General features: G+C 42.8%; 21 protein-coding genes and 1 pseudogene. 13 read left to right on the top strand and 9 right to left on the bottom strand.

The window, feature by feature from the left end:
• Nucleotides 1-5: 5 nt before the first annotated feature.
• Nucleotides 6-1,061, bottom strand: coding sequence for a hypothetical protein (locus LAY57_RS10320; RefSeq protein ID WP_249066333.1), 1,056 nt, complete (start codon nt 1,059-1,061; stop codon nt 6-8).
• A 172-nt stretch (nt 1,062-1,233) separates the two neighbouring features.
• Here LAY57_RS10320 and mnmA point away from each other — a divergent pair.
• The 7 genes and pseudogenes from mnmA to LAY57_RS10285 all read left to right on the top strand — a co-directional run.
• Nucleotides 1,234-2,313, top strand: a pseudogene (mnmA, locus tag LAY57_RS10315) (tRNA 2-thiouridine(34) synthase MnmA); the annotation flags it as partial.
• Between the two features lie 453 nt (nt 2,314-2,766).
• Nucleotides 2,767-4,101, top strand: a complete 1,335-nt coding sequence (locus LAY57_RS10310) for an AAA-like domain-containing protein (RefSeq protein ID WP_249066331.1) — start codon at nt 2,767-2,769, stop codon at nt 4,099-4,101.
• 38 nt (nt 4,102-4,139) lie between these two features.
• Entirely contained in the window at nt 4,140-8,051 is a 3,912-nt protein-coding gene (locus LAY57_RS10305; RefSeq protein ID WP_249066330.1) for a Swt1 family HEPN domain-containing protein, read from the top strand.
• A gap of 29 nt (nt 8,052-8,080) precedes the next feature.
• Nucleotides 8,081-9,100 carry a TRAFAC clade GTPase domain-containing protein gene (locus LAY57_RS10300; RefSeq protein ID WP_249066329.1) on the top strand — a complete coding sequence of 340 codons (1,020 nt, stop codon included), beginning with the start codon at nt 8,081-8,083 and terminating at the stop codon, nt 9,098-9,100.
• 3 nt (nt 9,101-9,103) lie between these two features.
• Complete coding sequence (locus tag LAY57_RS10295; protein ID WP_249066328.1) at nt 9,104-10,030, top strand: hypothetical protein; 927 nt, start codon at nt 9,104-9,106, stop codon at nt 10,028-10,030.
• 3 nt (nt 10,031-10,033) lie between these two features.
• Nucleotides 10,034-11,974, top strand: coding sequence for an AAA-like domain-containing protein (locus LAY57_RS10290; RefSeq protein ID WP_249066327.1), 1,941 nt, complete (start codon nt 10,034-10,036; stop codon nt 11,972-11,974).
• A gap of 180 nt (nt 11,975-12,154) precedes the next feature.
• Nucleotides 12,155-12,469 carry a DUF4359 domain-containing protein gene (locus LAY57_RS10285; RefSeq protein ID WP_249066326.1) on the top strand — a complete coding sequence of 105 codons (315 nt, stop codon included), beginning with the start codon at nt 12,155-12,157 and terminating at the stop codon, nt 12,467-12,469.
• Nucleotides 12,470-12,842: 373 nt separating this feature from the next.
• Here LAY57_RS10285 and LAY57_RS10280 read toward each other — a convergent pair whose 3' ends face one another.
• Together LAY57_RS10280 and LAY57_RS10275 are read right to left on the bottom strand one after the other, a co-directional pair.
• Nucleotides 12,843-13,187 (bottom strand): hypothetical protein, encoded by a 345-nt coding sequence (locus tag LAY57_RS10280; protein WP_249066325.1) that lies wholly within the window; start codon nt 13,185-13,187, stop codon nt 12,843-12,845.
• An 11-nt stretch (nt 13,188-13,198) separates the two neighbouring features.
• On the bottom strand, nt 13,199-13,549 hold the full coding sequence (locus LAY57_RS10275; RefSeq protein ID WP_249066346.1) for a papain fold toxin domain-containing protein: 351 nt from the start codon (nt 13,547-13,549) through the stop codon (nt 13,199-13,201).
• Between the two features lie 342 nt (nt 13,550-13,891).
• On the opposite strand from LAY57_RS10275, the gene sat reads away from it, so the two are divergent.
• The 4 genes from sat to LAY57_RS10255 all read left to right on the top strand — a co-directional run bounded on the left by sat (nt 13,892) and on the right by LAY57_RS10255 (nt 19,535).
• Nucleotides 13,892-15,058 carry a sulfate adenylyltransferase gene (gene sat / locus LAY57_RS10270; protein ID WP_249066324.1) on the top strand — a complete coding sequence of 389 codons (1,167 nt, stop codon included), beginning with the start codon at nt 13,892-13,894 and terminating at the stop codon, nt 15,056-15,058.
• Between the two features lie 134 nt (nt 15,059-15,192).
• Nucleotides 15,193-17,448, top strand: a complete 2,256-nt coding sequence (locus tag LAY57_RS10265; RefSeq protein WP_249066323.1) for a caspase family protein — start codon at nt 15,193-15,195, stop codon at nt 17,446-17,448.
• Entirely contained in the window at nt 17,445-18,926 is a 1,482-nt protein-coding gene (locus LAY57_RS10260; protein WP_249066322.1) for a tetratricopeptide repeat protein, read from the top strand. Before LAY57_RS10265 ends, LAY57_RS10260 begins: the two co-directional genes overlap by 4 nt.
• Before the next feature lie 237 nt (nt 18,927-19,163).
• Entirely contained in the window at nt 19,164-19,535 is a 372-nt protein-coding gene (locus LAY57_RS10255; RefSeq protein ID WP_249066321.1) for a hypothetical protein, read from the top strand.
• Nucleotides 19,536-19,541: 6 nt separating this feature from the next.
• On the opposite strand, the gene LAY57_RS10250 is transcribed toward LAY57_RS10255, so the two are convergent.
• Nucleotides 19,542-20,414, bottom strand: a complete 873-nt coding sequence (locus LAY57_RS10250; RefSeq protein WP_249066320.1) for an S-methyl-5'-thioadenosine phosphorylase — start codon at nt 20,412-20,414, stop codon at nt 19,542-19,544.
• 211 nt (nt 20,415-20,625) lie between these two features.
• Here LAY57_RS10250 and LAY57_RS10245 point away from each other — a divergent pair, with 211 nt between their 5' ends.
• Nucleotides 20,626-20,832, top strand: coding sequence for a hypothetical protein (locus tag LAY57_RS10245; protein ID WP_338022388.1), 207 nt, complete (start codon nt 20,626-20,628; stop codon nt 20,830-20,832).
• On the opposite strand, the gene LAY57_RS35800 is transcribed toward LAY57_RS10245, so the two are convergent.
• From LAY57_RS35800 to LAY57_RS10230, 4 genes are all read right to left on the bottom strand, one after another.
• Nucleotides 20,829-20,963 (bottom strand): hypothetical protein, encoded by a 135-nt coding sequence (locus tag LAY57_RS35800; RefSeq protein ID WP_275993816.1) that lies wholly within the window; start codon nt 20,961-20,963, stop codon nt 20,829-20,831. The genes LAY57_RS10245 and LAY57_RS35800 overlap by 4 nt on opposite strands.
• An 82-nt stretch (nt 20,964-21,045) precedes the next feature.
• Nucleotides 21,046-21,888, bottom strand: a complete 843-nt coding sequence (locus tag LAY57_RS10240) for a Tab2/Atab2 family RNA-binding protein (protein WP_249066319.1) — start codon at nt 21,886-21,888, stop codon at nt 21,046-21,048.
• 37 nt (nt 21,889-21,925) lie between these two features.
• A complete protein-coding gene (locus LAY57_RS36185) occupies nt 21,926-22,054 on the bottom strand; it encodes a hypothetical protein (RefSeq protein WP_249066318.1) in 129 nt (42 codons plus the stop codon).
• 74 nt (nt 22,055-22,128) lie between these two features.
• Nucleotides 22,129-22,785, bottom strand: coding sequence for a Uma2 family endonuclease (locus LAY57_RS10230; RefSeq protein ID WP_249066317.1), 657 nt, complete (start codon nt 22,783-22,785; stop codon nt 22,129-22,131).
• A 317-nt stretch (nt 22,786-23,102) separates the two neighbouring features.
• On the opposite strand from LAY57_RS10230, the gene LAY57_RS10225 reads away from it, so the two are divergent.
• Entirely contained in the window at nt 23,103-24,215 is a 1,113-nt protein-coding gene (locus LAY57_RS10225; protein ID WP_249066316.1) for a class I SAM-dependent methyltransferase, read from the top strand.
• Nucleotides 24,216-24,274: 59 nt separating this feature from the next.
• Here LAY57_RS10225 and LAY57_RS10220 read toward each other — a convergent pair whose 3' ends face one another.
• Complete coding sequence (locus LAY57_RS10220) at nt 24,275-24,478, bottom strand: hypothetical protein (RefSeq protein WP_249066315.1); 204 nt, start codon at nt 24,476-24,478, stop codon at nt 24,275-24,277.
• Nucleotides 24,479-24,791 lie beyond the last annotated feature (313 nt).

The raw sequence follows: 24,791 nt of genomic DNA, 5'->3' as shown, positions 1-24,791 counted from the left end.
TCACCTTAGCTGCCGTGGAAAACTTGTGCATTAGTCATCCCAAAATCTTGCAGATAGCGCCCCCATCGCTCTGCTGTTTCTCGATCGGCAAATGGCCCTACCATTACGAATCGCTCATTAGAATTTTCTATTTGGTAAACTCCTCTTTCCATTCCCAAACCAGGAGCCATCCGTCGGACGTGAGCTTCGATCGTAGTTAATTCTGCTTCACTGCCTGGAATCATTATCCCATAGTAATTATCTGCGAATGAATTAGAGCGAGTCGCAACATTATTTGCAAGCAAGAAATTTCTTTGATAATTATCTCCAAGTACCTCAATAGTAGAATTATCATTTGAAAACTCAGTAGTATCCAATACACTCACATCGCCGACAATTTCAGCAATAATACCCCGTTCTCGCAGTTCGCTGACAATCTCTTGGGCTCTGGAAGCACTGCGATATTGACCTGCCACAATGACCCTTTGTTGGTTTCTTGTGTCAATCCCTAAAGTTGCATTAAACACTTCTTTTTGAACTATATTTAAGAGAGATGGGTTATTCACGATGACAGAAAACTGAGATGTTCGCCTGGTAAGGATCGTGCCTATTTCAGCAGAAAACCCGTCTTGTTGCAGCGTTGCACGGGTGTCTTCTGCTACCCACTGCTCGTCGTAAGATCCCACTTGAATGACATCTTTTCTCCCGTAGTGCATTTTCCTAGCTTCCGAATATATGTTCTGAACCTGTTCTAGGAGGCGATCGCTATATCTAGGAATATAAACTACATAGCTTTCATAATCACACCCCCTTGCTTCGCAATTGCACCGCTGCCTTTGACAATTAGAGGGTCTGCGCCGGGTGGTTCTCCTCCTGGTGTTTCTCCTTCTGCGAGCCAGTAGTTGTGTAGAATCAGTTTGCTGCAATCTCGGTGGCGGTGGCAGTGGTGTATGCAAAAGTCGTTGTGCCACTGATAAATTGTTGGGAGTCGGTTCTGCTTGGACAATGCTTTGGGGAACCAGCGCTATAGCCATAGTCCCAATTAGCAGCGGTGTAACTGCTGCCATATTAAATAGTTTCATTCGACTAAATCCCCTAATTTTATTGTGCAGATTTCGTTTCATCTGTTATTTAAGCACCCAAGCGCTAAAGTTTATAGCCAAGTGACAATTAGTTTCCATCTCGAATGGCTGATGCTGCCATGACAGGTCGTTGTAGGAATGTTAACTTAGAAGTAGCAATGCTTGCGTTAAGCAAGATTTCAGTCATTTTGGTTCCATGAACAAAGTAGTCGTTGGCCTTTCGGGTGGCGTTGATAGTTCAGTTGCAGCAGCGATCCTTCATCATCAGGGATATGAAGTCGTCGGTTTGACCCTTTGGCTGATGAAAGGGAAGGGTCAGTGCTGTTCTGAAGGGATGGTCGATGCTGCTAAAATTTGCGAACATCTGGGCATTCCCCATCACATTGTCGATAGCCGCGATGTGTTCCAGGCCAATATTGTGGACTATCTGGTGGCGGGTTATAGCGACGGGATTACCCCCTTGCCTTGTTCCCAGTGCAATAAGAGTGTGAAGTTTGGCCCGATGGTGAGTTATGCCCGCGAAAAGTTGGGTATTGACAAAATTGCCACGGGGCACTATGCACGGATTAGTTATGATGCCGATCGCGATCGCTATCAGTTGCTGCGAGCTGTAGACCTGACTAAGGATCAGTCGTATTTTTTGTACGATTTGACACAGGATTTGCTGGCAGCATCCGTATTTCCCCTGGGAGAAACGCACAAGACCGAAACTCGGCAAATTGCAGCCCAATTCGGCCTGAATACTGCTGATAAGCCGGAAAGTATGGATTTGTGCTTGGTGGAAAGCAATGGCTCGATGCGGGCGTTTCTGGATAAGTACATTGCGCCGCAGAAGGGCGATATCGTTGATGAGTCGGGTAAGGTGCTTGGCCAACATGATGGTATCCATCATTACACGATCGGTCAGCGGAAAGGGATCGGGATTGCAGCGCCTCAAGCGCTTTACGTGATTGGGTTGGATGCGGCGAACAATCGGGTCGTGGTTGGCGATCGCAATAGTGCCGATCGGACGGAATGTACCGTAGCGCGGGTAAACTGGGTGTCTCTAGCAGAACCATCTGCACCCATTCGCGCCCAAGTGCAGATTCGATATCGATCGTCCGCTGTCCCCGTTACCGTGATTCCTCTGGAAGAATCCCGCGTCAAGCTGGTATTTGACGAACCGCAGTTCAGCATCACCCCCGGACAAGCAGCAGTTTGGTACGACGGCGATATCTTGTTGGGTGGTGGAATCATCGAAAGGCAAGCATAAAAATCAAAAAAAAGAGGTAAAAAAATGTTTTTTACCTCTTTTTTATTCACATCTAACCCACATTCCGCACCCTCAACTGTCACACATCAATAAAAAGGGGATGGAATAGTACAAATGAACTAAGTCCCAATCGAAGTAAAGCCACAAAGTACGGAAGACCCGTATTTTGTGGCTGATTTTACACTCCTCGAAGTAACAAAAGAGGGATGAGATGCTCCGCTCAGTTTTGAATTGAGGTATTAATGAGGTACAAAGGTGAAAAGTAGAGGTTTTAAGAGTCTATGCAAAAAGCCATCGGGTTTTCTATACTGATGTCATATTTCTAAAGGCTGCTTATGCCAGCATTAAAGTCACCGATGTCAGAACCCCCTAGCCACTGGTGGATTCCAGACAACCTACCAAGACTCAGCTATCCTTTAGACTTAGCTTTCATTTGGAGAAAAGTAATAATTTATGGATAACAACGAGGCAATTCAAAAGTTAACAGAAAAAGAAAAAAAAGACTTTGATATTTTAGCTTCTTTTTTGCTATATCAAGGTGGCAGCGCTTCTATTAGTGAGGAATCTTTTGCTCAACTTTTGACTGAGAGAAGTAAAGACTCACCTTTTATTGCTCCTGCCACCGCAGGTCGCCGTTTGAAAGCCTTTCAAAAGACGGGAATGATTGACATAAAAAAGAATGGCAGAGGTCCTGTTGCTAGTACAATTTTTTTGAAATCCTATATATATAAAGGCCCTCTAGTCACAGGCATTGTTCCCCTTGATTGCCCCCTGTATGTAAAAAGGAATGCCGATGATATTTGCCAAGAAGTTTTAGAAACAGGAAACAACCCACACGATTCTCTTCCTTTTATTAGGATAAAAGCAGCCAAAGGGATGGGTAAGTCGTCATTAATGATTCGACTCCGTGACTTTTTAGAAATACAGCAAAAACATATAATTGGGTATGTAGACTTGGGAAGTAGTGGATTTGATGCGGATTGCTTCACAGATTTAGATAAACTTTTTTATACGTTAACCGAGGAAATCACTCAATCATTTAAGAATGCTATACCAGGGCTGAATCCTCCCCCTCTTCAGAATTTTTGGAAGAAGGAGAGAACATCAAGTAAAAATTGCGAATACTATCTAGAGGAGGTTGTTTTCAAAAAAATAAAACAACATAAAACACTTTTTATAGATGGAATTGACCGAGTTTTAGGCAAAGCTATTCAGACGGATTTTCTTTTAGTTTTGAGGACATGGAATGAAACAAAGCTAAAAAAAGTTGTGACTAAAGCGCCTATTGTCTGGCCTAGTATTGTGATTGCTTACTCAACAGATCCCTATCCAGATCATAAGTTCAAAGGTTCACCTATGGACAACGTAGGCACTGCTGTTGAGTTACAAGAATTTACACCAGCTTCTATCCTAGAACTGTCTAAGCTATATGGTTTAACTTGGAGTTTAGATGAAGTTAATTCTTTAATGAAACTCATTGGTGGTCATCCAACTTTAATCAATAGAGCACTTTATAAATTTTGCAAAACTAATATGAGTTTTGTTGAATTAGAGCAACAATCAACTCAAGTAAATAGCCCCTTTGGTGATTATTTGCTTAAGTATTTAGAGTTACTTCAAAAAGATGAACAACTTAATATTTGCTTTAAGAAAATATTAAAAGGAGAAGAATGTAACGATGAATTTTCAAAATTTCAGCTAGAAAAAGTAGGATTGATCCGGTTAGACCATACTGGGATTAAAGCCAGGTGTGAATTATATCAAAGGTATTTTCAAGCGAATCTATAACGATTCTTGTTCAAAAATCAAGACTTATCTTTTATGTTATGGCTAATCAAAAGTTGAAAGATTTTTACCAAACTGAAGGAGGCACTTTGCCTTTGACAGCAGAAACTTATGTGGAGAGAAAAGCAGATGAAGATGTATATCACTTTGCAAAATCTTCCCATGAAACTAATCGAGTTTCTTTTATTCTTGCCCCCCGCCAAATGGGTAAGTCTAGCCTGATGGCACGGACAGCTCAACGCCTTAGTAATGAAGGTTCGCTATGTGTGATAGTTAATTTACAAGGTCTAGGTGGATTAACATCAGAAGAATCGCTCTGGTACAGCCTTTTAGAGGAAATTTGTAAACAAATAGATGAAAGGGTCGAACACTATCTGCCAATAGAATCTATCAGTGCAAAGCCTTACTTGACATTAAAAGGGCTAACCATAAAAATAGATGAAGCTTGGGATACCAAGCGAGATATGCCAGCAGCAAAACGATTTACAAATTTTTTAATCGACGAAATTTTAACCAAATTAGAGGGTATTCAATTAATTGTTTTTTTAGATGAAATCCAAAGCCTAATTAAGTGGGGTCTACAGGATAGTTTTATAGGCTATATCAGAGCTATCTCTGATAATATCCAAAATCACTATTTCCAAAGATTAAATTTTGTGCTTCTGGGAGTCGCCAAGCCTTCTGAATTTTTGAGCGATAAAGGGGTCGCTTTGAATGTGGGGACGCAGATTGAAATAGGAAACCTGACGGGGGACTGCCAACCACTGCATAAAGGACTTGAAGAAATCACAAGCGAGACTAATAAAATTCTCGAAATTATTCTGGGCTGGACGGGGGGACAACCTTTCTTGACACAGATTATTTGCCATTTGGCAGCTCAGCAATGTAAAATAGATCGGCCAGTAAGTCGGGAAGGTTATATCAATGGTATAGTACAAGATAAAATCATTAATAACTGGAGGGAACAGGATAGACAATCACATTTGCAAGAGATTGAAAATTATTTAATCAGAATTGAGGAGAATCAGAAACCAGACAAGCTGGCCGCGTTAAATTATTATGAGCTAATTTTGGCACAAGGTTTTATTCTATGGGATCATAGAGAGAATAGCCATTGGGACTTGTTGATTTCAGGTTTAGTAGCTAAAGAGGTGACAGAAGGAGGTAAATACTTAAAAATTGCTAATAAAATTTATGAAAAGGTTTTTAATGATAATTGGCTTAAATGTGTCAAAAAACAACTAGGGTCAAAGGATGAGGTAGTGATGACTAATAGTGAACTGGTAGACAAAGGACTCAGATTACTTCGAGAGGAGTTGTTGCCTTTCGTTGAAAAGGAGATGACAGAACACTGTGGGAGTAATTGGCTACAGCGCCCAGAAGTTGAGAAGATTCTACAGTTGCGACCTAGACCAAGGAATGAGGCTTCTCCTAATTTTGATATTCAAGCATTACTCAACATCATTGAAAAAAATTGGAGGGATGTTTTCAGCCAAATTCTTGAGCGAGAGAATCGTAACTTAATCATCGAACTAATGAACTGGCGTAATAGAGAGGCTCACCAGGAAGTATTCACTACCGACGATACTTACCGAGCACTCGACAGCATAACTCGTTTGCTCAAAGCTGTTTCAGCTTCAACAGAAGGAGTAGCTGAAGTTGAAAGAATGAAAAGCGAACTGTGGCAGACAATGGCTCCTGAGCCGCAGCTTTTAGTTAATATTCCTGTATCCAATTCAAATCCTGTTAGGAGAGATTCTTTTATGCAACATAGAGCGCAAAAAATTACCAGTATTATTGAGAAGCGTCGCCCACTTGTACAGAAAATCGAAGGTGTAGAAGCAAATTTGAGGGAGCTTGACTCAGCACTTCGGGAACTTGAGTCTCACCGCAGTCAATTACTAACAAGGGTGGATGATATCAGCATCAAAGGACGATTGTTGGATGTTGATTTTCTAAGAATTCAGCTTAACATTAACACTGAATTAGATGCCCTAGCAAAACTTAGAATTAGATTCTCCCGTGACACACTGAATATTGGGGTTGTTGGGCGTGCAAGGCAAGGCAAAAGCCGCCTCTTGCAAAGCCTCACTGGTCTTACAGCGGCGGAAATTCCCGATGGCGATCGCCAGCATTGTACAGGCGTTCGCAGCATTATTCGCCACAATCCTAGCGTCGAAACTCACGGCGAAGTATTGTTTTATTCCGAACAATCATTTCTAAAAGATGTTATCTGTCCTTACTACGAAAAACTACGCTTAGGTGTCAAACCAACCACACTGGCAGAATTTACCACCAAACCCTTACCTCCCATGCCTAGCGACCTACCCGGCTACGCTGAACCAGGCGCTATGTACGAACATTTGACCAGATATCATGCTAATTATAATAGATATGGTAATCTGCTCAATTCACCCCCTCGTCGTATTTCCAAGGAGCAAATTCGGGAATATGTAGCTCAAGATGATGCCAATGGTCAGCGCGTATTTTTTAACTATTTAGCAGTTAAAGAAGTCAAAATCATTTGTAGTTTTCCCAATTCAGACGTAGGTCAGATTGCTTTAGTAGATATGCCCGGTTTAGGTGATACTGGGATTGGAGATGAAGAGCGGCTGATCAAAACACTAGGTCAAGACATTGATGCTGTGCTATTTGTCCGAATGCCTAAGCCATCTGGGGATTACTGGGCTGATGTTGATGTGCGATTGTATGATAGCGCTCGTACTGCTTTAGTTGATTTGCCGCTCAACTTATGGTCTTTTATGATTCTTAATAGAACCGAGGCTGGATCGAAAAATGGTGACAATTCTCATAATTGCCAAGACTTAGCCAGTGAAATTCATAAAAAACGCATTGAGGTGGTTGAGTGTCTGAATGCTAACTGTGCCGATGTTAACGAAGCAAACACCCTCGTTTTGGATCTAGTTTTGAACTACTTAGCTGCTAAAATCAATGGATTGGATCAGCAATATGCCTCTGCCTGTCAAGAACGGCTAATCCAACTTCAAAGTGCGGTGAGTGCAGAACTAGAAAAAGCACGTCAAGCTTTAGTAAAAGCGTCTCGATCTCAAAATGAGATGGGAGTATTTGAACCCCTCTTCAAAAAGCTAAACACCAGTTTAAAAGTTGCTCTGGTGAAACTGCTAGATGAATTTAATCAACAGCGGGATGCTGAAGACGTAAACTTTTTTAAGCCGAAAGTAGAGGCAGCTATCCAAGCTTGCCGAGAGGATACGGGAATTCCATCACTTGAAGAGATCGAAGAGCGACACGGCTCCACAGGCTCTTGGAATATTACCTACGATGGGTTTCTCCATCGACTCAGAACCACACTGACTAGGCACTTCGGCTCAATGGACACGGGGCTAAAACAAGCGGTAGATTATGCAAAAGATCGGGTAGCGGATACGCTAGTAAATGTGGGACGTTTGGGAGGTTTGACGACTGTACGAAGTCCTGAATTTCTCAAAGTCCTCGCAGATATCGTACCCGACGAACAAAACCATCTGAAAACAGCCTTCAAAAAACTCTGGGACTTCAAAATGGCTTATGAAGTCAATTTCCATTACCGGATTCGCCAGCATTTAGATGACTTGACACCCGATAAAACTTCTCTGCGCCCCTCTCAAAGTCCAACACCTCAAGAAATCCTAGAATGTCTTGATGAAGTGCAGAAAACTACTCTTTACAAGTGTCAAGAAGCCTTAGAATCAATGTATGCCGAACCCAGCCAAGCTGCTTTTGCGGCTGTCGAAGAGTTCATCGATCAGGTAATTCGGGCTGAAGAGGCTGAAACTGATTGGCGAATCTTTCTTTTTGAAGTGCGATCGCAAGTGTGGCCTTCTGAATTCGAGCCTGTAGGTGAAGGATCTGATGTGCGACGGGAGTGGCAACAATTAGTAGTACGGGCAGAGACAGCCAATCAACCCCACTCGATGCTATTTCTTAATTAAATTTTCAACCAGTCAAGGAGTTTTTCATAATGCCCGAAGAAATTAAAATTATCCTGCTTGGTTCCACTGGGGTTGGCAAGACCAGTCTCTTAGCTTCTATGTATGAACAGTTCCAGACAGTTGGTAGCCTGGGAAATCTGCAACTCATTCCTCAAGGGACGAGTGCAGATACTCTCAATAAGCGTTTGACTGAGTTGAAAAGTATGCTTGCTCGTGGCAAACAAGGAGATTTTACGGTGCGACCTGGGGAGGGAATTCAGGGAACATCAGCCACTGACCCCAACTCCATCCGCTCTTTCGAGTTCAATTTCAGTCGGAGGGGGAAAGACCCTTTTATGAAGTTGCATTTTTACGACTATCCAGGGGGCTACATTTCTGAAAAGGCAACAGATAAAGAGCGAGAATTTGTTCAGAAACTACTTAATGATGCAGCCGTAGTGATTGTGGCAATCGACACTCCCGCATTGGTTATGCGTAATGGAAAGTATAACGAATATGTCAATAAGCCCAATCAAATTACCCAGATGTTTAAGGAGGCTTACAAAAATCTCCAGAAACCACGACTCGTGATTTTAGCACCCGTTAAATGTGAGATGGAGATGCGAAAAGGAGAGAAAAGTGCAAACCAACTTCTGAACTCTATCAAAAAGGAATACGCAGCATTGCTTAACTTCTTTGAATCGCCCTTTTTAGCCTCACAAGTTGCAGTTGCTGTGACTCCAGTTCAGACATTGGGTTGTGTAGAGTGCAGCAGGATGGTAGAACCTACTACAGATTTTCGCCCCGTTTTTGGATTTAAGAAGTTCCCGACTGCTGATGCAGAATATAAGCCAAAGGATACCGACCAGCCCTTGCGATATCTGTTGGAATTTTTAGTGAAACTTCATTTGGATAACCGAAATTTTGCGGTGGAGTTGTTTGCCAGTTGGACAGGTTTAGATAAGCCTCTTAAGGATGCTATCATTGAGTTTTCTGAAGGTCGAAAGACTGATGGAGGATTTGCGGTAATTCAAGAAGGAAATCATTTATTAGACATTAGGAGTGAGTAAGCTGTGAAAATTTATGTTGATAGTCGTGGCTTTTCTCAGGATTACGATTACCGCTGGATTGAAGTAACTGAAACTGAACAAAAACGACCAGAAGAACTGCCTTATATCTTGAGGAAGACGGCTGAATTAATTGAGATTGATGCTGCTTCTGTGGTACTGGCAAGGAATGGTTCTTGGTTAGCTGATAGCTATTTAGCGGAATCCATACAATCAATTCGAGAAAAAGGGGTAAATCGAGAAGGCTTTAAAGCTTTTAAGGATTTACTTAGTCAAGATTTAAAGGCTTTTTATAATTCTGAAAATAGGGAATTAATTTTGTTAATTACCGCCATAGAACCAAGCGATCGCAGAGATTTTATCGATCGTCAAATTCGTATATCTATGGCTTGGATTTGTGAAGCATCTGATGATAATGAAAAATTATTGCGGTGGTTGGCGATTATGGCATTAGAGGAAGATAATCTAAAATCCTTAACCAGAGAAATTAACCAAGCAGTAATTTTTGGTGGTGAAGAAGGGTTTGAAGTTGATTATCAAGCTGTTCTTCAATTAGCTGAATCAGGTAAAATTCAAGAATTGCTTATGGATGAACCACCCGATGCCAATAACGTGAAACTTGGATATGTCTCGCCTGAATTGAAGGCAGAATTGGTTAACGATCTTAAAAAGTATCGCCTACCCCCAAGAGAATCACCATTAGTTGTTGTTACAGATATTCAGACAGAAGATACTCTGATAGAAGCGCAAGTCTGGCGGGGTTTATCCCGCCTAGTGAATGCAGATGGGTGGAAAGTTATTTCTAAGTCTGACAAGGCAACATTTTCAAATTTTAATAATGAAGATCGAAGTCAACATATTCTGAGGGTATTATTAAGTAGTGGAATTTCGCCTTTTCTATTAATAGTTTTTTTTTGGGTATTATGGCTTTAATATATGTCACAGTTTATTAATAGCTTCTATAACTTTTTGAAGCAATTTGAAAGCTACTACTATTCAGGAATTAAGGGTGAACCTTTACCCATTGATTCCCCTATCTATGTTCATAGAAAGGCCGACGATCAACTTTATCAATTTCTGCGAACTACGGAGCCTAATTTTTGTACTTACTATATTTTGTCAAGCCCTCAAATGGGTAAATCTAGCTTGATGATTAAAACAGCAAGCAGATTACGTTTTGAAGGATATATTTGTACTCAACTTGGTCTAAAAATATTAGATCCACCCTTATCTGATGACATTCTATATTTCGGAATTCTACAAAAAATTTGTCAAGGATTTACAATTTTAGGTGAAAGTCTCTATCCCCAGCTAGAGGTATTTTGGCAGAAGTCTCAAGAGTTGACTTCGGGAAGCCGATTTATAGAATTTATTAAGTATATTTTGCAGAAAATCAAGCCTGCAAAAATTATCGTATTTTTAGATGATATTGAAATTTTGATGGACTGGAATCTGCAATCTAGCTTGATGGGTGTAATTAAGATTTTATCCGAATCAGAGGAAGAATGTTTACAAAGGTTAGCTTTTCTGGTTTTGGGAATTGCTGCGCCTTCTGACTTGTTGTTTGATACTGATTATGTATTCAATACAGCTAAGATGATCGAGCTTTCTCCGCTACAGGGAGATTGTCAACCGTTACTGGCGGGGCTAAGTAAGGTTAGCCAGAATCCAGCCGGGGTTCTGAGGGAAATTCTTTGGTGGACAGGGGGGCAACCTTTCTTAACACAAATTTTATGTGATTTGGTGGCGAAAAGTATTAAAATCAAAGAAGGAGAAAATTCTGTTAATAATCAAATCGAGGGATTGGTTACAACTAAAGTTATACTAGCCCAAACAAGACCAGAGATAGTATTCCGGCACTTTCAAGCAATTGAAAGTTGGTTTAGTCAAGGCGATCCCAAAGAATCTGGGGATAAGTTATTAGCCTTAAGGTTATACAAAAGGCTACTACAGAATCCTCAATCTGTTAAATTTCGTGAAAGCAGTCGCAGCCAAAGGGATTTACTGATATCAGGGTTAGTAACTAAGTCCTATGAATTTCTAGGTATTTCTAACCCTATTTACCCACAGATATTTAACCTAAACTGGGTTGAAGAAACACAAAAAATAGTCAAACAAAAGAGAGATGTTATGGCAGATCAATTAGTTTACAATCGCGATGTTTTCTTTTTAATTGATCGGAGTGGATCGATGATTCTCCCCGACGCTAAAACTGGAGGAAAGAAACGTTGGGATTATTTGCAAGAGACTGTTCTCGGTCATGTTGATGAAATTCTCAATGAAGAAGATCCTGATTGCGGTAAAATTTGTGATGAAATAACACTTTACTTCTTTAATGGTAATCAACGTCCTGGAAGAGTATATACTCTGAGGGATGCTTCTCAGGTACAAGATCTCTTTCGTGCCAAGGAAAATAAGCCGGGTGGCGCAACTTATATAGCGCTTACTTTGCAAGAAGCTGTAGACACTTGGTTGGCTAATCGAACTGATGAGAAAGGTGCTTTTTTAGTTATTTATACAGACGGCAAACTTGACGATCGTGACGAATTTGTTAACGTCATTGGGAAAACCTGTGAAAGAGTTAACAGCCAAGATGATATTAAGATTTTGCTGATCGGGGTTGGCAGTGAGGTTGATAATGAGGCAACCATCGATTTTTATGTAGGGCTTGACGCTGGTGCTAAAAAATTCCGATCTAAACAAGGAGAGCTTTGCAACATTTTTGTCTTTGATTTGATAGATGATGTCATGGATGAAGGTCTCATTTCTGCTCTTCAGCGTCAACTGATACCCGATCCAAACAGAGGATTAGCATCTTGGATAGAAAAACGTTATCCAAATATTTACAAAAAGTATTCAAAGCCACCAGGGAGTTAAGGATGACGCTCTTCATTACAGTCAGTGGTCATGCTCAGAAAACTATCTTTCAACGAAACTGGAGTATTAATGAGGCATTATTGCAGCAAATTGTAGTTATTAGTAGGTATTGTTTTTCCTTATCCTAAAAGAATCCTGGGTAGAGTCAATACTAACACCCAGCATAATTTAGAGGTAATTATGAAAAACACTGCAATAAAAGCGACCATGCTTACCGCATTTACCTGCTTGATGGTGGTTACAAATCCTAGCAAAGAAGCTTATGTTGAATCTCTGGCGTGGCAGTTTCAAGGTACAACCTGCAAGCAGGAGCAGCTTCCGGTTGGTGTGAAAGCAGCTTGCTACACCCTCGCACCTTTGCCGCTTGATGCGACAAAATCCTTACTAAATGGCTACAGTCGTCGCCAAGATTACCTCCTTTTCAGTATTTACACCACCGACTTGTGGGGCATAAAAAATCGCAAGTTTGGGGCATTCGGCAACTTTTTGTGGTAGATAGCTCTCTGCCGAGTATTACACCGAATGAATCTGAAGTTTTACTATGTAATACTCGGAAAGATGTTTACTCAATGGTATCTATAGGCCCTAAAAACTAAGGCTCTTCCGTACTTAGTGTGCTAAGTTAACTTAAATTTATCGTCAAGGCTTTGCTACGTAAGGCGTTGAGTTATTTACACCCAAAGCTTGGTTATGGCAACTTGCTGCGGATGGGCAATCACCTTGAAATCCCTGCCAAGCTTTGCGCGTAGGACACAAAAAAACTAATCGTTTCGCACACTAAGTACGGAAGACCCGATTCTTTCTAGCAAATCGTATAGATATTCAGTCTTGACAGATCCGATGTTTTGAGAAACTTCTGGCATAAAAATTAAGGATTTTCTCCATTCTGGAATTTTTCAAACAGCTTGAAAAAATTATCTAGTGCATCTCTTTCATCCGCCGAATAAAAGAGAATAATGCTATCCCATCCGTGAGATGAAGTAATATTATATCTTTTCTGTATCCAATCTTGAAACCCGTTAAATTCCCGTTCTTGATCTGTTGGAGGCAAGCCAAGATCTTCTCTGGCACCCATGTATCCATCTAAAAACGATCGCAGACGGGTAATGGAACACCTACCTAAGAACATACCAGGTCGCTTTTTGATTTCTTGCAGCATCTCATAGAGATATTCAGATTTAACCTCTGCTATTCTCTGACAAACTTCTGTCATAACACTTTCCTTTAAAATTCCTCTTCTGTTACTTGAAACTGTTCGCCATAATGTAATTTCCCATAAAATAACAGATTATTCATCCATTCAGATCTGGTAATTCCATCATGGTGATGGTTATCAAAAACTATTTCTACTGCGTTGATAAAAATTGCAATTCCTTCATGGCGACCATTTGAGGAAATAGGATCTCCTGGCACGCTATCATCATAAATGTAGCTACTTCGACCTATCGTTGTTCCTGTGAAAAGTTTGATGCGCTTACCGCGAATGTTCTGAGATAGCAAATAGTTTTTTATTGCTGTAGCGCATTCAACGCACTTAAGGTTTTCATAAGTGCTGGCTCTAGCTCCAACTTGCAGGATTTGATCGGCACTAATCTCAGGTATGTTTAGCTCCTGCTTTAATTAGCTATAACGATAATACCATAACGGAAATTATTACCAAACTTAAACCTGAGCAATAAGCATTAAGGGGGTCAACTATCCTTGGGTCAAAAAACAGGATTCATATAGGCATTAAGGGTGCCATCAAATGTTCAGTCTGCTCGTGAGGCAATTTAGTGGGTAAATTGGTGAGTAGAGCTAAAGGAATTTTCCGTGCCAACCGGAAATATTACGGATGTTGAAATATTCTCATAGCTTGGTACGATCGATCGGTGCAGCTACAATCTAAAATACTTAGAGCCAAAATCAAAAATCGATATGAGTCATCGTCAAGATGGGATTGAGCCTCACGGCGGTCAGCTAATTAATCGCATTGCTACACCCGAACAAAAACAAGAATTTCTCTCAAAAGCCGACTTTCTGCCACGAGTGCAACTAAATGAGCGAGCAGTTTCCGACTTGCAAATGATCGCCATTGGTGCATTTAGTCCCCTCAGCGGCTTCATGGAACAGGCAGATTACGAGTCAGTCGTTGCCAATATGCGACTGGCGAACGGTTTGGTTTGGTCGATACCGATTACCCTTTCGATGACAGAGGAAGTTGCAGACGCTCTCACTGAAGGCGACTTGGTACGCTTGGACGACCCCACAGGAAGCTTTATCGGCGTTTTGCAGCTAACCCAGAAATATTCTTACGATAAAACTCGCGAAGCGATTAACGTCTACCGCACTGATGACGAGAAACACCCAGGTGTGCGGGTTCTTTATAACCAGGGGCCAATTCATCTGGCGGGGCCGGTGTGGTTGCTGGAACGGGATTCCCATCCTCTATTTCCCAAATACCAAATTGATCCAGCCTCCTCAAGGCAGTTATTTAAAGAACACGGCTGGAAAACCGTTGTAGGTTTCCAAACTCGCAACCCCATCCACCGAGCCCACGAATACATCCAGAAGTGCGCCTTGGAAATCGTAGATGCCTTATTTCTGCATCCCTTGGTAGGCGCAACGAAGGATGATGACATTGCAGCCGATGTGCGGATGCGCTGCTACGAGATTATGATGGAACACTATTTCCCGAAAGACAGAGTGATTCTCGCCATCAATCCGGCTGCGATGCGCTACGCGGGGCCAAGGGAAGCGATTTTCCACGCGATGATTCGCAAAAACTACGGCTGTACTCACTTCATCGTCGGACGCGATCATGCTGGTGTAGGAGACTACTACGGCACTTACGACGCTCAGTATATATTTGATGAGTTTGCGCCATCTGAATTAGGTATTGTGCCGATGATGTTTGAACACGCTTTTTATTGCACCGTTACGCAGGGTATGGCAACGACGAAGACTAGCCCCAGCACTCCGCAAGAGCGCATTCACCTGTCGGGAACGAAGGTGCGGGAGATGCTGCGGCGGGGTGAGTTGCCGCCGCCGGAGTTTTCAAGACCAGAGGTAGCGGCTGAACTGGCAAAGGCGATGCACCAATAGTTACAGCCGTTGTTAGGTGAGTGAGGGACGAAAGAAACCCGGTTTCTTGGAGAAACCGGGTTTCTGAGGAGTAGAGAAAAGCTTTTTAACTCAAATAGGCTGATAGCTGAATCCTAGAAGGCAAATAGCTAACTATGAAGCGACGGAGTTTTTTGCAACGAGCTGGCTGGGTAATGGCAGCCTTGGGAGTAGGAGAAGCTGGGCTGGTGATGACGGGAAATCGCTATTACCGAGTTTTAGCGCAACCCAGTCCTCGCAAGTTGGCAATGCTGGTGGGCATTAACCAGTATTCTGGGAGTTCGCTTACGGGTTGTCTGACTGATGTGGAACTGCAACAAGAACTCCTGATACACCGATTTGGCTTTGTGCCAAGCGATATTTTGGTCTTGGCCGATCGACAAGCTACAGGACAGAATATAGAAACGGCTTTTATCGAGCATTTAAGCAAGCAGGCTAAACCGGGTGATGCGGTAGTTTTCCACTTCAGCGGCTATGGTAGCCGCGTCGAAAGGATGAATGAGGAAGAATCATTAATCCAAAATCCAAAATCCAAAATCCAAAATTTGTTAGTGCCTGTGGATGGGGTGGCGAACGGGGTGCTGGAAGAAACGCTGTGGTTGTTGTTGCGATCGCTCGATACCGACGCAGTGACGGCGGTATTGGATACTAGCTATACTGACCTGGGTACTGGGCTTTGGGGTAATCTGCGATCGCGATCCCAACCCCAACAACCAGCAGGGCAGCCAAGTGCCCAGGAGCTAGCTTTCCAAGCACAACTTCGACTGAATTCAAAACTCAAAACTGCAATTCCAGGGGTAGTGCTGGCGGCAGCAGGCCCTGATCGGCAAGCATTTGAGGAGCAGTTGAATGGTGTGGGTACAGGGCTGTTCACATTTGCTTTGACTCAATATCTCTGGCAATCTACCCCAGCGACTACCGTTCAAGTCAGCTTGTGTCGGGTTGCTGCCACGATCGAGCAAATGGTGGGAAACAAACAGCAACCTATGCTGGTAAGAACAACCGATGATTTGGCCCTAAAAACCAATCCCAAGCAAAAATCGCTGACTTACCACCTTTTTCCCAACAGTTCGGAAGCTGATGGCGTAGTAACGGCTGTGGAAGAAGATGGCAAAGCTGCACAGTTGTGGTTGGGGGGACTGCCGATCGCTATTCTGGCGTCTTATGGGGTAAATTCTCTTCTTACTTTGTTACCGCTACCGGGTTCTGAAGCTGTTGGGAATAGCCCACGGCAACTTTTGATTCGTTCCCGCGAGGGTTTAAAAGCAAAGGCACGAATTTTCCCGTTGTTGACTGGCGAAACCTACCAATTGCAAGCTGGACAACTTGTGCAAGAATCCATCCGAGTTTTGCCCCGCAATGTCGGCTTAACCGTAGCTATTGATAGCAGTCTAGAACGAATTGAGCGAGTGGATGCCACCAGTGCTTTTTCTAGTATTCCTAATGTTTCATTGGTGGTGACGGGGGAACAACCTGCTGATTGTGTGTTGGCTAGAGTGCAAAAGAGGGGACTCTTGACTGGGGAAAAGTCTTCTTCTCCGATTTACTATTCCCAATACGGTCTGTTTTTACCCGGTTTTTATCTGAGTCCCAATACGGTGGGAGCAGAGGGAGAGGCGGTAAAGACGGCGGTGCAAAGGTTGGTTCCCACGCTGCAAACGCTGTTGGCGGTTAAGTTGTTGCGCTTGAGTGGGAATGAAGGCGCTTCCCGTTTAGGTGTTCGGGCGACACTGGAGATGGTCGATCCCACCGAACAGGTGCTGATGCAACGAACCACTGTCCGGGCGACTGGGCCTGCCCCTGCAAGTGATTCGGTTTCCGCAGATCTGGCTGAAAATGCGGCTCTTATGACAGATTCAGGGATGATTAGTTTGCCGATCGGTAGCCGCATTCAGTACCGAGTTCATAACTACAGCGATGTTCCTGTCTATTTTATTCTGCTCGGTACGGATAGCAGCGGTAATGCGATCGCTCTTTTACCTCCCCATTCTTTCGCCAATCCCAGCGGTTTGGAAACTAACCCGTTACAGCAGCAGGCGGTAGGCATTGGTGAGACGATCATTTTACCTGCTGCTTCCAGTCCTTTTAAATGGGTTGTCCAAGGCCCAACCGGATTGAATGAAATGCAACTCATCTTGAGTCGTAAGCCTCTGACTCAGACTTTGGCGGCTCTGGAAAGTACCCAACATCCCAGAGGAGATTTTCAACGCCTTGGTATCTTAGTCAGTCCTTTAGAGGTAGCGCGGGCAGTTCTGCAAGACTTACACCAAGCTAGTCTTCCTGCTGCCGAAACTGTAGCTGCAACCCCCGATTCCTTCGCTTTTGATATGAATGCTTGGGCAACTCTCAGTTTTATTTATCAGGTTGCATGAAGATTAACTATTGGATTGCCTGTGCTATTTTCTCTGTGGGGCTGAAGGTTTTTGCAGCCCCGACGCCCCCACAGCCGATATTTTTTGCCCAGCTAAAGCCCGCTGCTGAGATTTCGCAGACTGAGCGCGAGGAACTGCAACAGCTGCGCCAAGAGAAGGAAATACGCGATCGCGTCCAGACGGAAGTCGATCGGGCCTTTAGCCGCGCTACAACTTTAATCAATATTTTGCTATTCGTGATGACTCTGTTTCCCTTTGCGACGGCTCTTGGCGTTTGGCTTCTCCGTCGCAGCGTCATCAACCAAATTGTCTCTGAAACCAGAAATGAATTAGAAAAAGAAGTCCAAAAACAACTGGAAGCTGAAGTAGCAGATGAATTTAAAAAACAAGCCTCAGCTTTTCAACAAGAAATGCAGAAGTTAGAAGCGGAATTTGTATCTCATCTGTCTCAATTGCAGGCTTTATTTATAGATGCACAACAAGAAAAAGACAGAATAATTAAGGAACTTTCTCAACTGACCCCAGACTCTCTACAAGAAGAAATAACCCCAGAAGTACAGCAACGAATCCTAGATTTAACCCACCAACTAGAAGTTTTAACAGTAGAAAACTCACAGCTAATTTTTACAGCAGAAGATTACGTCAAGCAAGGAGATGCTTTCTTTTTTGATGGTCGATATGACGATGCCCTTGCCTACTACGATAAAGCGCTGAAAATTAAGCCAGAGGATGCAGATATCTGGTTTTTAAGAGCATATCTTCTCCAAAAAATGAATCGTTACGAAGAAGCGATCGCTGACTACGACAAAACCATTGAAATCCATCCCGATGAAATGGATAATTGGTATTACAAAGCTTGCTGTTATGCTTTGCTAGGAAATGTCAAGCTAGCAGTGGCAACCCTGGAACAGGCAAGCTACCTCAATGTTAGATGTATAAAATGGGCTAAAGAAAACCCTGATTTTGATGGGATTCGGGATGATATGCTATTTAAAAATTTGATTGCTGGTGGGGTTTCAGAAGTTAAAAATATATCGGGCAATACCGGCGAAAAAAATAATTTTAACGAACAAGAAAATGAAAGCTTGAGTCTTCAAGCTGCATCGGAGATACCGACTCTTGCCGAACCAGAAATCGAAACTCCTCAAGCTGAAAATGAAGAAACAATCTCTGCTAATCCTGGCGAAGTTTTGAGTGTCGATGAGTATTTAGAACAAGGTAATGTACATTTCGCTGAAGGTCGTTATGTAGATGCAAACAATTGTTATAACCAAGCGCTTCAAATTGAACGCGATTTCCCTGAAACTCGTTATCAAAACGCTCGTGCTTATGCTAGGCGAAGGAATATAAATCCAGCCATTGGAAATCTGCAATGGGCAATTGATATTGATCGTAAGTATAAAGAAAAAGCGAAAATTGACTCTGCTTTTGATGAAATGCGAGAAAATGAGCAATTTCAGAAATTAGTTGATGAATAGTCATTAGTCAAATTGTCTGTTGTCATCGTTGGTTAAATTTTTACCACAGATGAAGACAGATGAACACAGATAAACACAGATAAGAATAAGAATAGGAATTTTTTAGGTTATCGATGCGTAAGGACATGATATGATTAGTGACAATTATAGCCACAGTCAGATATGTTCCTTGTACCCAAACTGTGTTCGATTCATCTGAGAAACGCTATATTGGGGTTGTCGGATTGAGGAACTGCCATGAATTTAAGGTTGATTGCGATCGCAACAAGTAGTACCCTTCTGCTCGGTTACGCTGCTGCTGCCTTTGCCAATGAGCCCTACAAAACCAGCAGCAATCAGGTGATAGTGCCTGGACTGCAACCGCGACAGACATATTCAGTTCAGACGACCTATAATAACGGTCGGGAGGACTCCATGTTTGTGAGCAGCAATGCCTGCGGTGAAGCGGTAATTTATAATTCGACAAATTATCAGCGTGTCACTATAAACAACCAAACTATCAGACCTTTCACTCTATCAACCAAGGGTCAACCATACTGCAATCCGCAGCAGATTCCTACGAGTACTACAGGGCAACCATCCAACAACCGACCACCTGCTAACAGATAAATCTGTTTACAAATATTTTTTCAATAACAATCCTAATTTTTCTTTTGTAGCCGCCGAAACCTTATCCAGGGGAGTAAGAATGGCATACTTTAAGGCTGAGTGAGCATCAGATACAGGCGGATTTTCGACTAGACGCCGCACAGTTTCTTGGATAACTTTTTGGGCATTTATTGCATTGCGTTGCAGATTGGCAACCACCATTTCTACAGTAACGCCGTCATGGTCTGGATGCCAACAATCGTAATCTGTTGCTAGCGCTAACGTTGCATAGGCGATTTCCGCTTCTCTTGCTAACTTCGCTTCCGGTAAATTCGTCATCCCAATCACCGTTGCACCCCAACTGCGGTAAAGATGGGACTCCGCCTTAGTGGAAAATGCTGGCCCTTCCATACAGACATAGGTGCCGCCACGGTGCAGGGTGACATCTGGTAATTCGAGACTGGCAACTGCATCTGCCACAACTGCCGCTAGATTTTTACACACTGGGTCGCCAAAAGCAATGTGCGCTACAATTCCTGACCCGAAAAAGGTGGATACTCGATTTTTAGTGCGATCGATAAACTGATCTGGTACTACCATATCTAGAGGTTTAACTTCCTCTTTGAGAGAACCAACAGCTGAAGCTGAGATTAAATACTCGACGCCCAACTGCTTCATCGCATGGATATTAGCTCGGAATGGTAGTTCTGAGGGCAAAAGAGTATGATTGCGATCGTGACGCGCCAGGAAGGCAACCCTCGTCCCCTCTATGGTTCCCAGAATTAAAGCATCGGAGGGCAGCCCAAAAGGCGTCTCAATTTGCACTTCTTCGACATCCTTGAGGGCTTCCATTTTATAAAGGCCACTACCGCCAATAATCCCAATCTTCGCTTGAGCCATGTTAATAACCTTAGATCTTGTTGCAATCCAAGCTATTTTACTGGCAAATGACTTATCATTATATAAAGTAAGTTAATTTTGTCAGTGACCTGTATCACTCGCTTGGTAGGTACAGTTTCACAATTATTTTATAATTAGATCACCAAGTAATGTTAGAAAATGTCTGATACTGGGAACACTGAGTTAAGTTGGATACACAAGTTTTCATACAATGATGTCACTTCAAGCTAGTTTGCCTAAAGTCGAAGTACAACAGGTCATTGAGCGGATTTTGGCCCTTCGCCAAATTAGTAGGGCTGACCAACGCCTATTGATGTCAGCATTGTTATCTCAAAATTCACTTAGCGACATAGATGAGAGCCAAATCAAACGAATATTTGACGCTCTGCAAAAGGGTATGCTCAGAGTGGTGGATTAAAAGATATGTCTCAATCCTTTAGCGGAAGCAGAAGTCAATCTCAGAGATTGGCTGCTATTGTTCTTGGAATAAGCGATCGCACTTCTACGGCAGTTATATTTAGGTAGAGCGATCGCTTTATTGTTATCCATAATGTACGCCATTGTCTGAGTGAGATTAAAATAAATTTACATTATTCAAAATAGCTCGCTGTTATGGTATGGGAATGATAGCTCAATCCTCTCCTCGCAACAGCCAAAAACCAGTATAAGTCATTCCCGAATCATCAGGTTGCACCAACAAAAAGTGCAGTTTTTTACTCAGCAGCAGGCGTCCTTCGTACATCTGTGCAGACGCCGCAACTTCCTCATCTGCAAAAGTAGCGACAACCCACCTGTCGTTCAGCCCAGTTTCCAATACTAAACCATCTGGCGTACCTTGGATATAATTAAGAGATACTGGGTGGGATTCTTGTATCCAGCGAGCTATTTGCATCGATCGCTTTCCACCATCAATTACCACACCGGGAACTGCAACTGTTGATGAAATTCCGAGATTGATGGGTAAGAGAAAGTCTGGCATTTCCAGAATAGGAACAAGTCGCTCGGTAAATGTTTCTTGAAGATCGCCAGCACTAAGTGTCGCAAATCGCCAGCGCTCTCCCCAAAATTTTTCCGGTAGGGGTATCGGGGGTGGTTTTTCGATCGCTAGGGGAGCGTAAGTTTCGCCGGTGTAACCTTCCATGCTGGCGTATTGTTTAGCTCTTTCCTCCAACCATTGCTTTAAAGCATAAGTGCGGCGAGTTGCTTCTACCGGAATTCCCAGCTGCTTTCCAGTCGCTTCAATTAAACCTAAAGATTGGGGACGGAACACTTGAATTAAATCTGGCAGATTATTATACGATCCGGCTAGGATCAGTAACTGACAAACAATCCAATGGGGAGAGGCTTCCGACTGGGGACAGAAGGCGCTATGAGTTAAGCTACGCGATCGATCGCAAATCAATAACTCCCACAACGCACTCCCGACTTCATCCTGCAACGGACGACGATAAAAATCAATTTGCCAAATAGTCATTTGTCATTGGGCATTGGTCATTGGAACGGGGAAGTGACTAATTGTCTTTACCTTCTCCACCGCAAATTGTATCATTGCCGGGGTCGCCGTAAAGCAGGTCGTTATCTTTTTCGCCACAAACCTTGCGATCGCCTCTAACCGTCCCGTCAGGTATCGTTACCCGCACCCGCCGCCGATCGAGTGTCCTAGTCCGGTTTCAAGCCAACAAAGACGTGATGCGTGAGCGCTAAGCAGGGAAAATCAAGCAAGGGTTTCGGGATCTATGCCGAGACTACGCAATTTTTCCGTCAACACCCCTATTCGTTCTTCCGGCGTTAATAAGCGTTGTCCTCGATCGTCATACCAATAAAGCCACTCTCGCATTATACCCTGATAAGTTCCTCTTTCATTCCCAATTCCCAACCCAATTTCCGGTAACCAAATTGGATTTCCCGACTGCAATTCGTATTGACCATTAACTAAACGATGCACTTCCAAACGTGGCTTTCTCCGACGTTTCGGATTATAAATTACATAAAATAACACCCCCAAATCAGCATAATTTTGCATCTTGGTGCTGTATTCCCCTCGATAAGTTTGGGAAACCACTTCCAGCATCAAAATTGGAACTCGTTTTTCTTCCCAAATTGCATAACTGGGACGTAAATCTTCATCTATAATCCTTTCTACTCCCAAACTGAGAAATCCATCCGGTACATAGGGAGGTTTTTCGCCATCATAGTACACTCCCATATCAACGCCAAAAAACCAATCCATTCTATTCGCCCAAACTATTGCTAGTATTGCTTTGAGCAAACCGGGAATCAAATCTTGCAGTTCGTTATCCACAGGAGTATCATCTGAATCTGGTAGTTCTTCCGTAGAGGGCCAATAGCGTTGAACGTCGTAGTTTAGCATAGAGAAAATGTGAATTTAGATTTTTCTTTTTGCCAATCCAACCGTTACAAGTATTTGTTAACACACCGAAGGGAAAGAGGAAGATTGGATTTTTTTTACTTTTGTATTATAGCACAACTAAGTAGGTGGGCATAATTAAACGTAAAACTGCTGAGCCCTTAGAAACCGGGTTTCTCCAAGAAACCCGGTTTCTGGGTCTTCAGTTTATTTACACCCACCTACTTATCGCCAATAAGTATGGGGGTTTCCGTTTGCCCTTAGCAAGAGTACAATAAACTAAATATTAATTTCCAGTCCTGCCAAACAAAGATATCAATATGCCTGCCGAAAACCTACCACTTGCAGAATCTCAGCCAACTTTGTCAGTCAGCAATGCAACTGATAACAACCAAACGATAACTGACCCGCAAATTTTAAAATTAGCTTTGGCAACAAAGCTAAAAACTATGACCGCAGTTCAGGGAGATTTTTATTTCCCATGTGTGCCATCAATGGTGGAAGAATATGTACAGTTACTGGTAGGGTTGCTTAAGCTTTTAGGGCAAAATCCGACGCCAGAACATATTAATAATTTGCGTCAGTTAATTGAAAAAGGTATATCGGATGGATTTCACCTTTCACCTCATGCGCGGTTAATCGTCAACTACCAACCAGCGGAACCAAATAAAGGTTTAGCTGGTGGGATTACCATGAATACCAAAGTTCATGTAGAAACGCTAGCAGATAAATATAAAACTTGGCCGGAAACTAGGAAAGATCCTTTATTTGGAAGTCATCCCGATGCGAAAGTGATGGCAGTTTTATCCCAATTAGGCGACCCGGCGCGGACACCAATTTTAGATGTGGGTGCGGGAACGGGTCGTAACAGTATACCATTGGCAAAGTTAGGTCACCCGGTTGATGCGATCGAACTCACGCCTATTTTTGCCGAAAAATTGACGGCATCTGTTACATCCGAAAATTTACCGATCAAAGTCATCCAAGGTGATGTTTTAGATCCGTTGTTGCGGGTGAAGCCAGCTTACTATAAATTTGCGATCGCATCCGAAGTTTTGTCTCACTTCCGCTACACCGATCAAGTGCGTTTGTTCCTAGCTAAAATGTGCGATGGACTGCAAACTGGAGGATTGCTTTTGTTCAGCGCTTTTTTGGCTGCAAACGATTACGAACCAGATATCTTGGCGCGGCAAATGTCAGAACTATCTTGGTGTTATCTGATCTCACGAGATGAACTTAAATCAGCTATGGATGGTTTGCCATTGGAAATGATATCAGAAGAATCTGCCATCGAATACGAACAAAATCACCTACCAAAAGAAGCATGGCCTCCCACAAGTTGGTATGTTAGTTGGGCAACGGGTCGCGATTTATTTCCCCTGCCACAAAATCCGCCAATGGAGTTAAGATGGATACTCCTGAAACGAAAATAAGTACGTGGCGTAAATAAACTGAACAACCAGAAACCGGGTTTCTCCAAGAAACCCGGTTTCTAAGGCCCTGGAGTTTTACGTTTATTTGCTACGGTGGGAATTGGTGTGCTGGGGAAGGCTGTGAAATTGCTAGCTACAGCACTTTCGATCGCCAGAGCGTCAGCAATTTCTCCTCTGCTTTGTCCCAGAGAGGCTAATTGCGCCCAGCGATCCTGGGGGTCTACTTTTTCTGCTGGAGGCTTAGGGGTTCTAGTACGACCCATTGCGCTCCGCGAGAATAATCCACTAATCAGAAGCGCCGCTTTATAAACTAGGGGATATGTAGTAATTTGTAGTATACTACGGAATAATGCTCTGGACGATCCAAAAAGCGTCCTCCTGTCAAACTTTTGATTTAAACTCTAATGTCCCTTATACTTACCTGCCCTTCCTGTGGCTGTGATACACCTTCTGAACACAGTTTCTGCACTGCCTGTAACGAACAGACAAGATGTCTTAATAAAGATTGTAACAAAGTTTTACTTCCTGACAAAGAATTTTGCTTTGGGTGCGGTCAGCTAATTCTCAAAAAGGCGG

This window comes from Argonema antarcticum A004/B2, assembly GCF_023333585.1.
GTDB classification, from domain to species: domain Bacteria; phylum Cyanobacteriota; class Cyanobacteriia; order Cyanobacteriales; family Aerosakkonemataceae; genus Argonema; species Argonema antarcticum.
Note: the sequence above shows the minus strand (reverse complement) of the source record. Positions and strands in the feature narration are given on the sequence as shown.

Bases quoted from the DNA above. Each gene is read 5' to 3' on its own strand.
- LAY57_RS10320 (WP_249066333.1), bottom strand. From the start codon at position 1,061: ATGAAACTATTTAATATGGCAGCAGTTACACCGCTGCTAATTGGGACT.
- LAY57_RS10310 (WP_249066331.1), top strand. From the start codon at position 2,767: ATGGATAACAACGAGGCAATTCAAAAGTTAACAGAAAAAGAAAAAAAA.
- LAY57_RS10305 (WP_249066330.1), top strand. From the start codon at position 4,140: ATGGCTAATCAAAAGTTGAAAGATTTTTACCAAACTGAAGGAGGCACT.
- LAY57_RS10300 (WP_249066329.1), top strand. From the start codon at position 8,081: ATGCCCGAAGAAATTAAAATTATCCTGCTTGGTTCCACTGGGGTTGGC.
- LAY57_RS10290 (WP_249066327.1), top strand. From the start codon at position 10,034: ATGTCACAGTTTATTAATAGCTTCTATAACTTTTTGAAGCAATTTGAA.
- LAY57_RS10285 (WP_249066326.1), top strand. From the start codon at position 12,155: ATGAAAAACACTGCAATAAAAGCGACCATGCTTACCGCATTTACCTGC.
- LAY57_RS10280 (WP_249066325.1), bottom strand. From the start codon at position 13,187: ATGACAGAAGTTTGTCAGAGAATAGCAGAGGTTAAATCTGAATATCTC.
- sat (WP_249066324.1), top strand. From the start codon at position 13,892: ATGAGTCATCGTCAAGATGGGATTGAGCCTCACGGCGGTCAGCTAATT.
- LAY57_RS10265 (WP_249066323.1), top strand. From the start codon at position 15,193: ATGAAGCGACGGAGTTTTTTGCAACGAGCTGGCTGGGTAATGGCAGCC.
- LAY57_RS10260 (WP_249066322.1), top strand. From the start codon at position 17,445: ATGAAGATTAACTATTGGATTGCCTGTGCTATTTTCTCTGTGGGGCTG.
- LAY57_RS10255 (WP_249066321.1), top strand. From the start codon at position 19,164: ATGAATTTAAGGTTGATTGCGATCGCAACAAGTAGTACCCTTCTGCTC.
- LAY57_RS10250 (WP_249066320.1), bottom strand. From the start codon at position 20,414: ATGGCTCAAGCGAAGATTGGGATTATTGGCGGTAGTGGCCTTTATAAA.
- LAY57_RS10245 (WP_338022388.1), top strand. From the start codon at position 20,626: ATGATGTCACTTCAAGCTAGTTTGCCTAAAGTCGAAGTACAACAGGTC.
- LAY57_RS35800 (WP_275993816.1), bottom strand. From the start codon at position 20,963: ATGGATAACAATAAAGCGATCGCTCTACCTAAATATAACTGCCGTAGA.
- LAY57_RS10240 (WP_249066319.1), bottom strand. From the start codon at position 21,888: ATGACTATTTGGCAAATTGATTTTTATCGTCGTCCGTTGCAGGATGAA.
- LAY57_RS10230 (WP_249066317.1), bottom strand. From the start codon at position 22,785: ATGCTAAACTACGACGTTCAACGCTATTGGCCCTCTACGGAAGAACTA.
- LAY57_RS10225 (WP_249066316.1), top strand. From the start codon at position 23,103: ATGCCTGCCGAAAACCTACCACTTGCAGAATCTCAGCCAACTTTGTCA.
- LAY57_RS10220 (WP_249066315.1), bottom strand. From the start codon at position 24,478: ATGGGTCGTACTAGAACCCCTAAGCCTCCAGCAGAAAAAGTAGACCCC.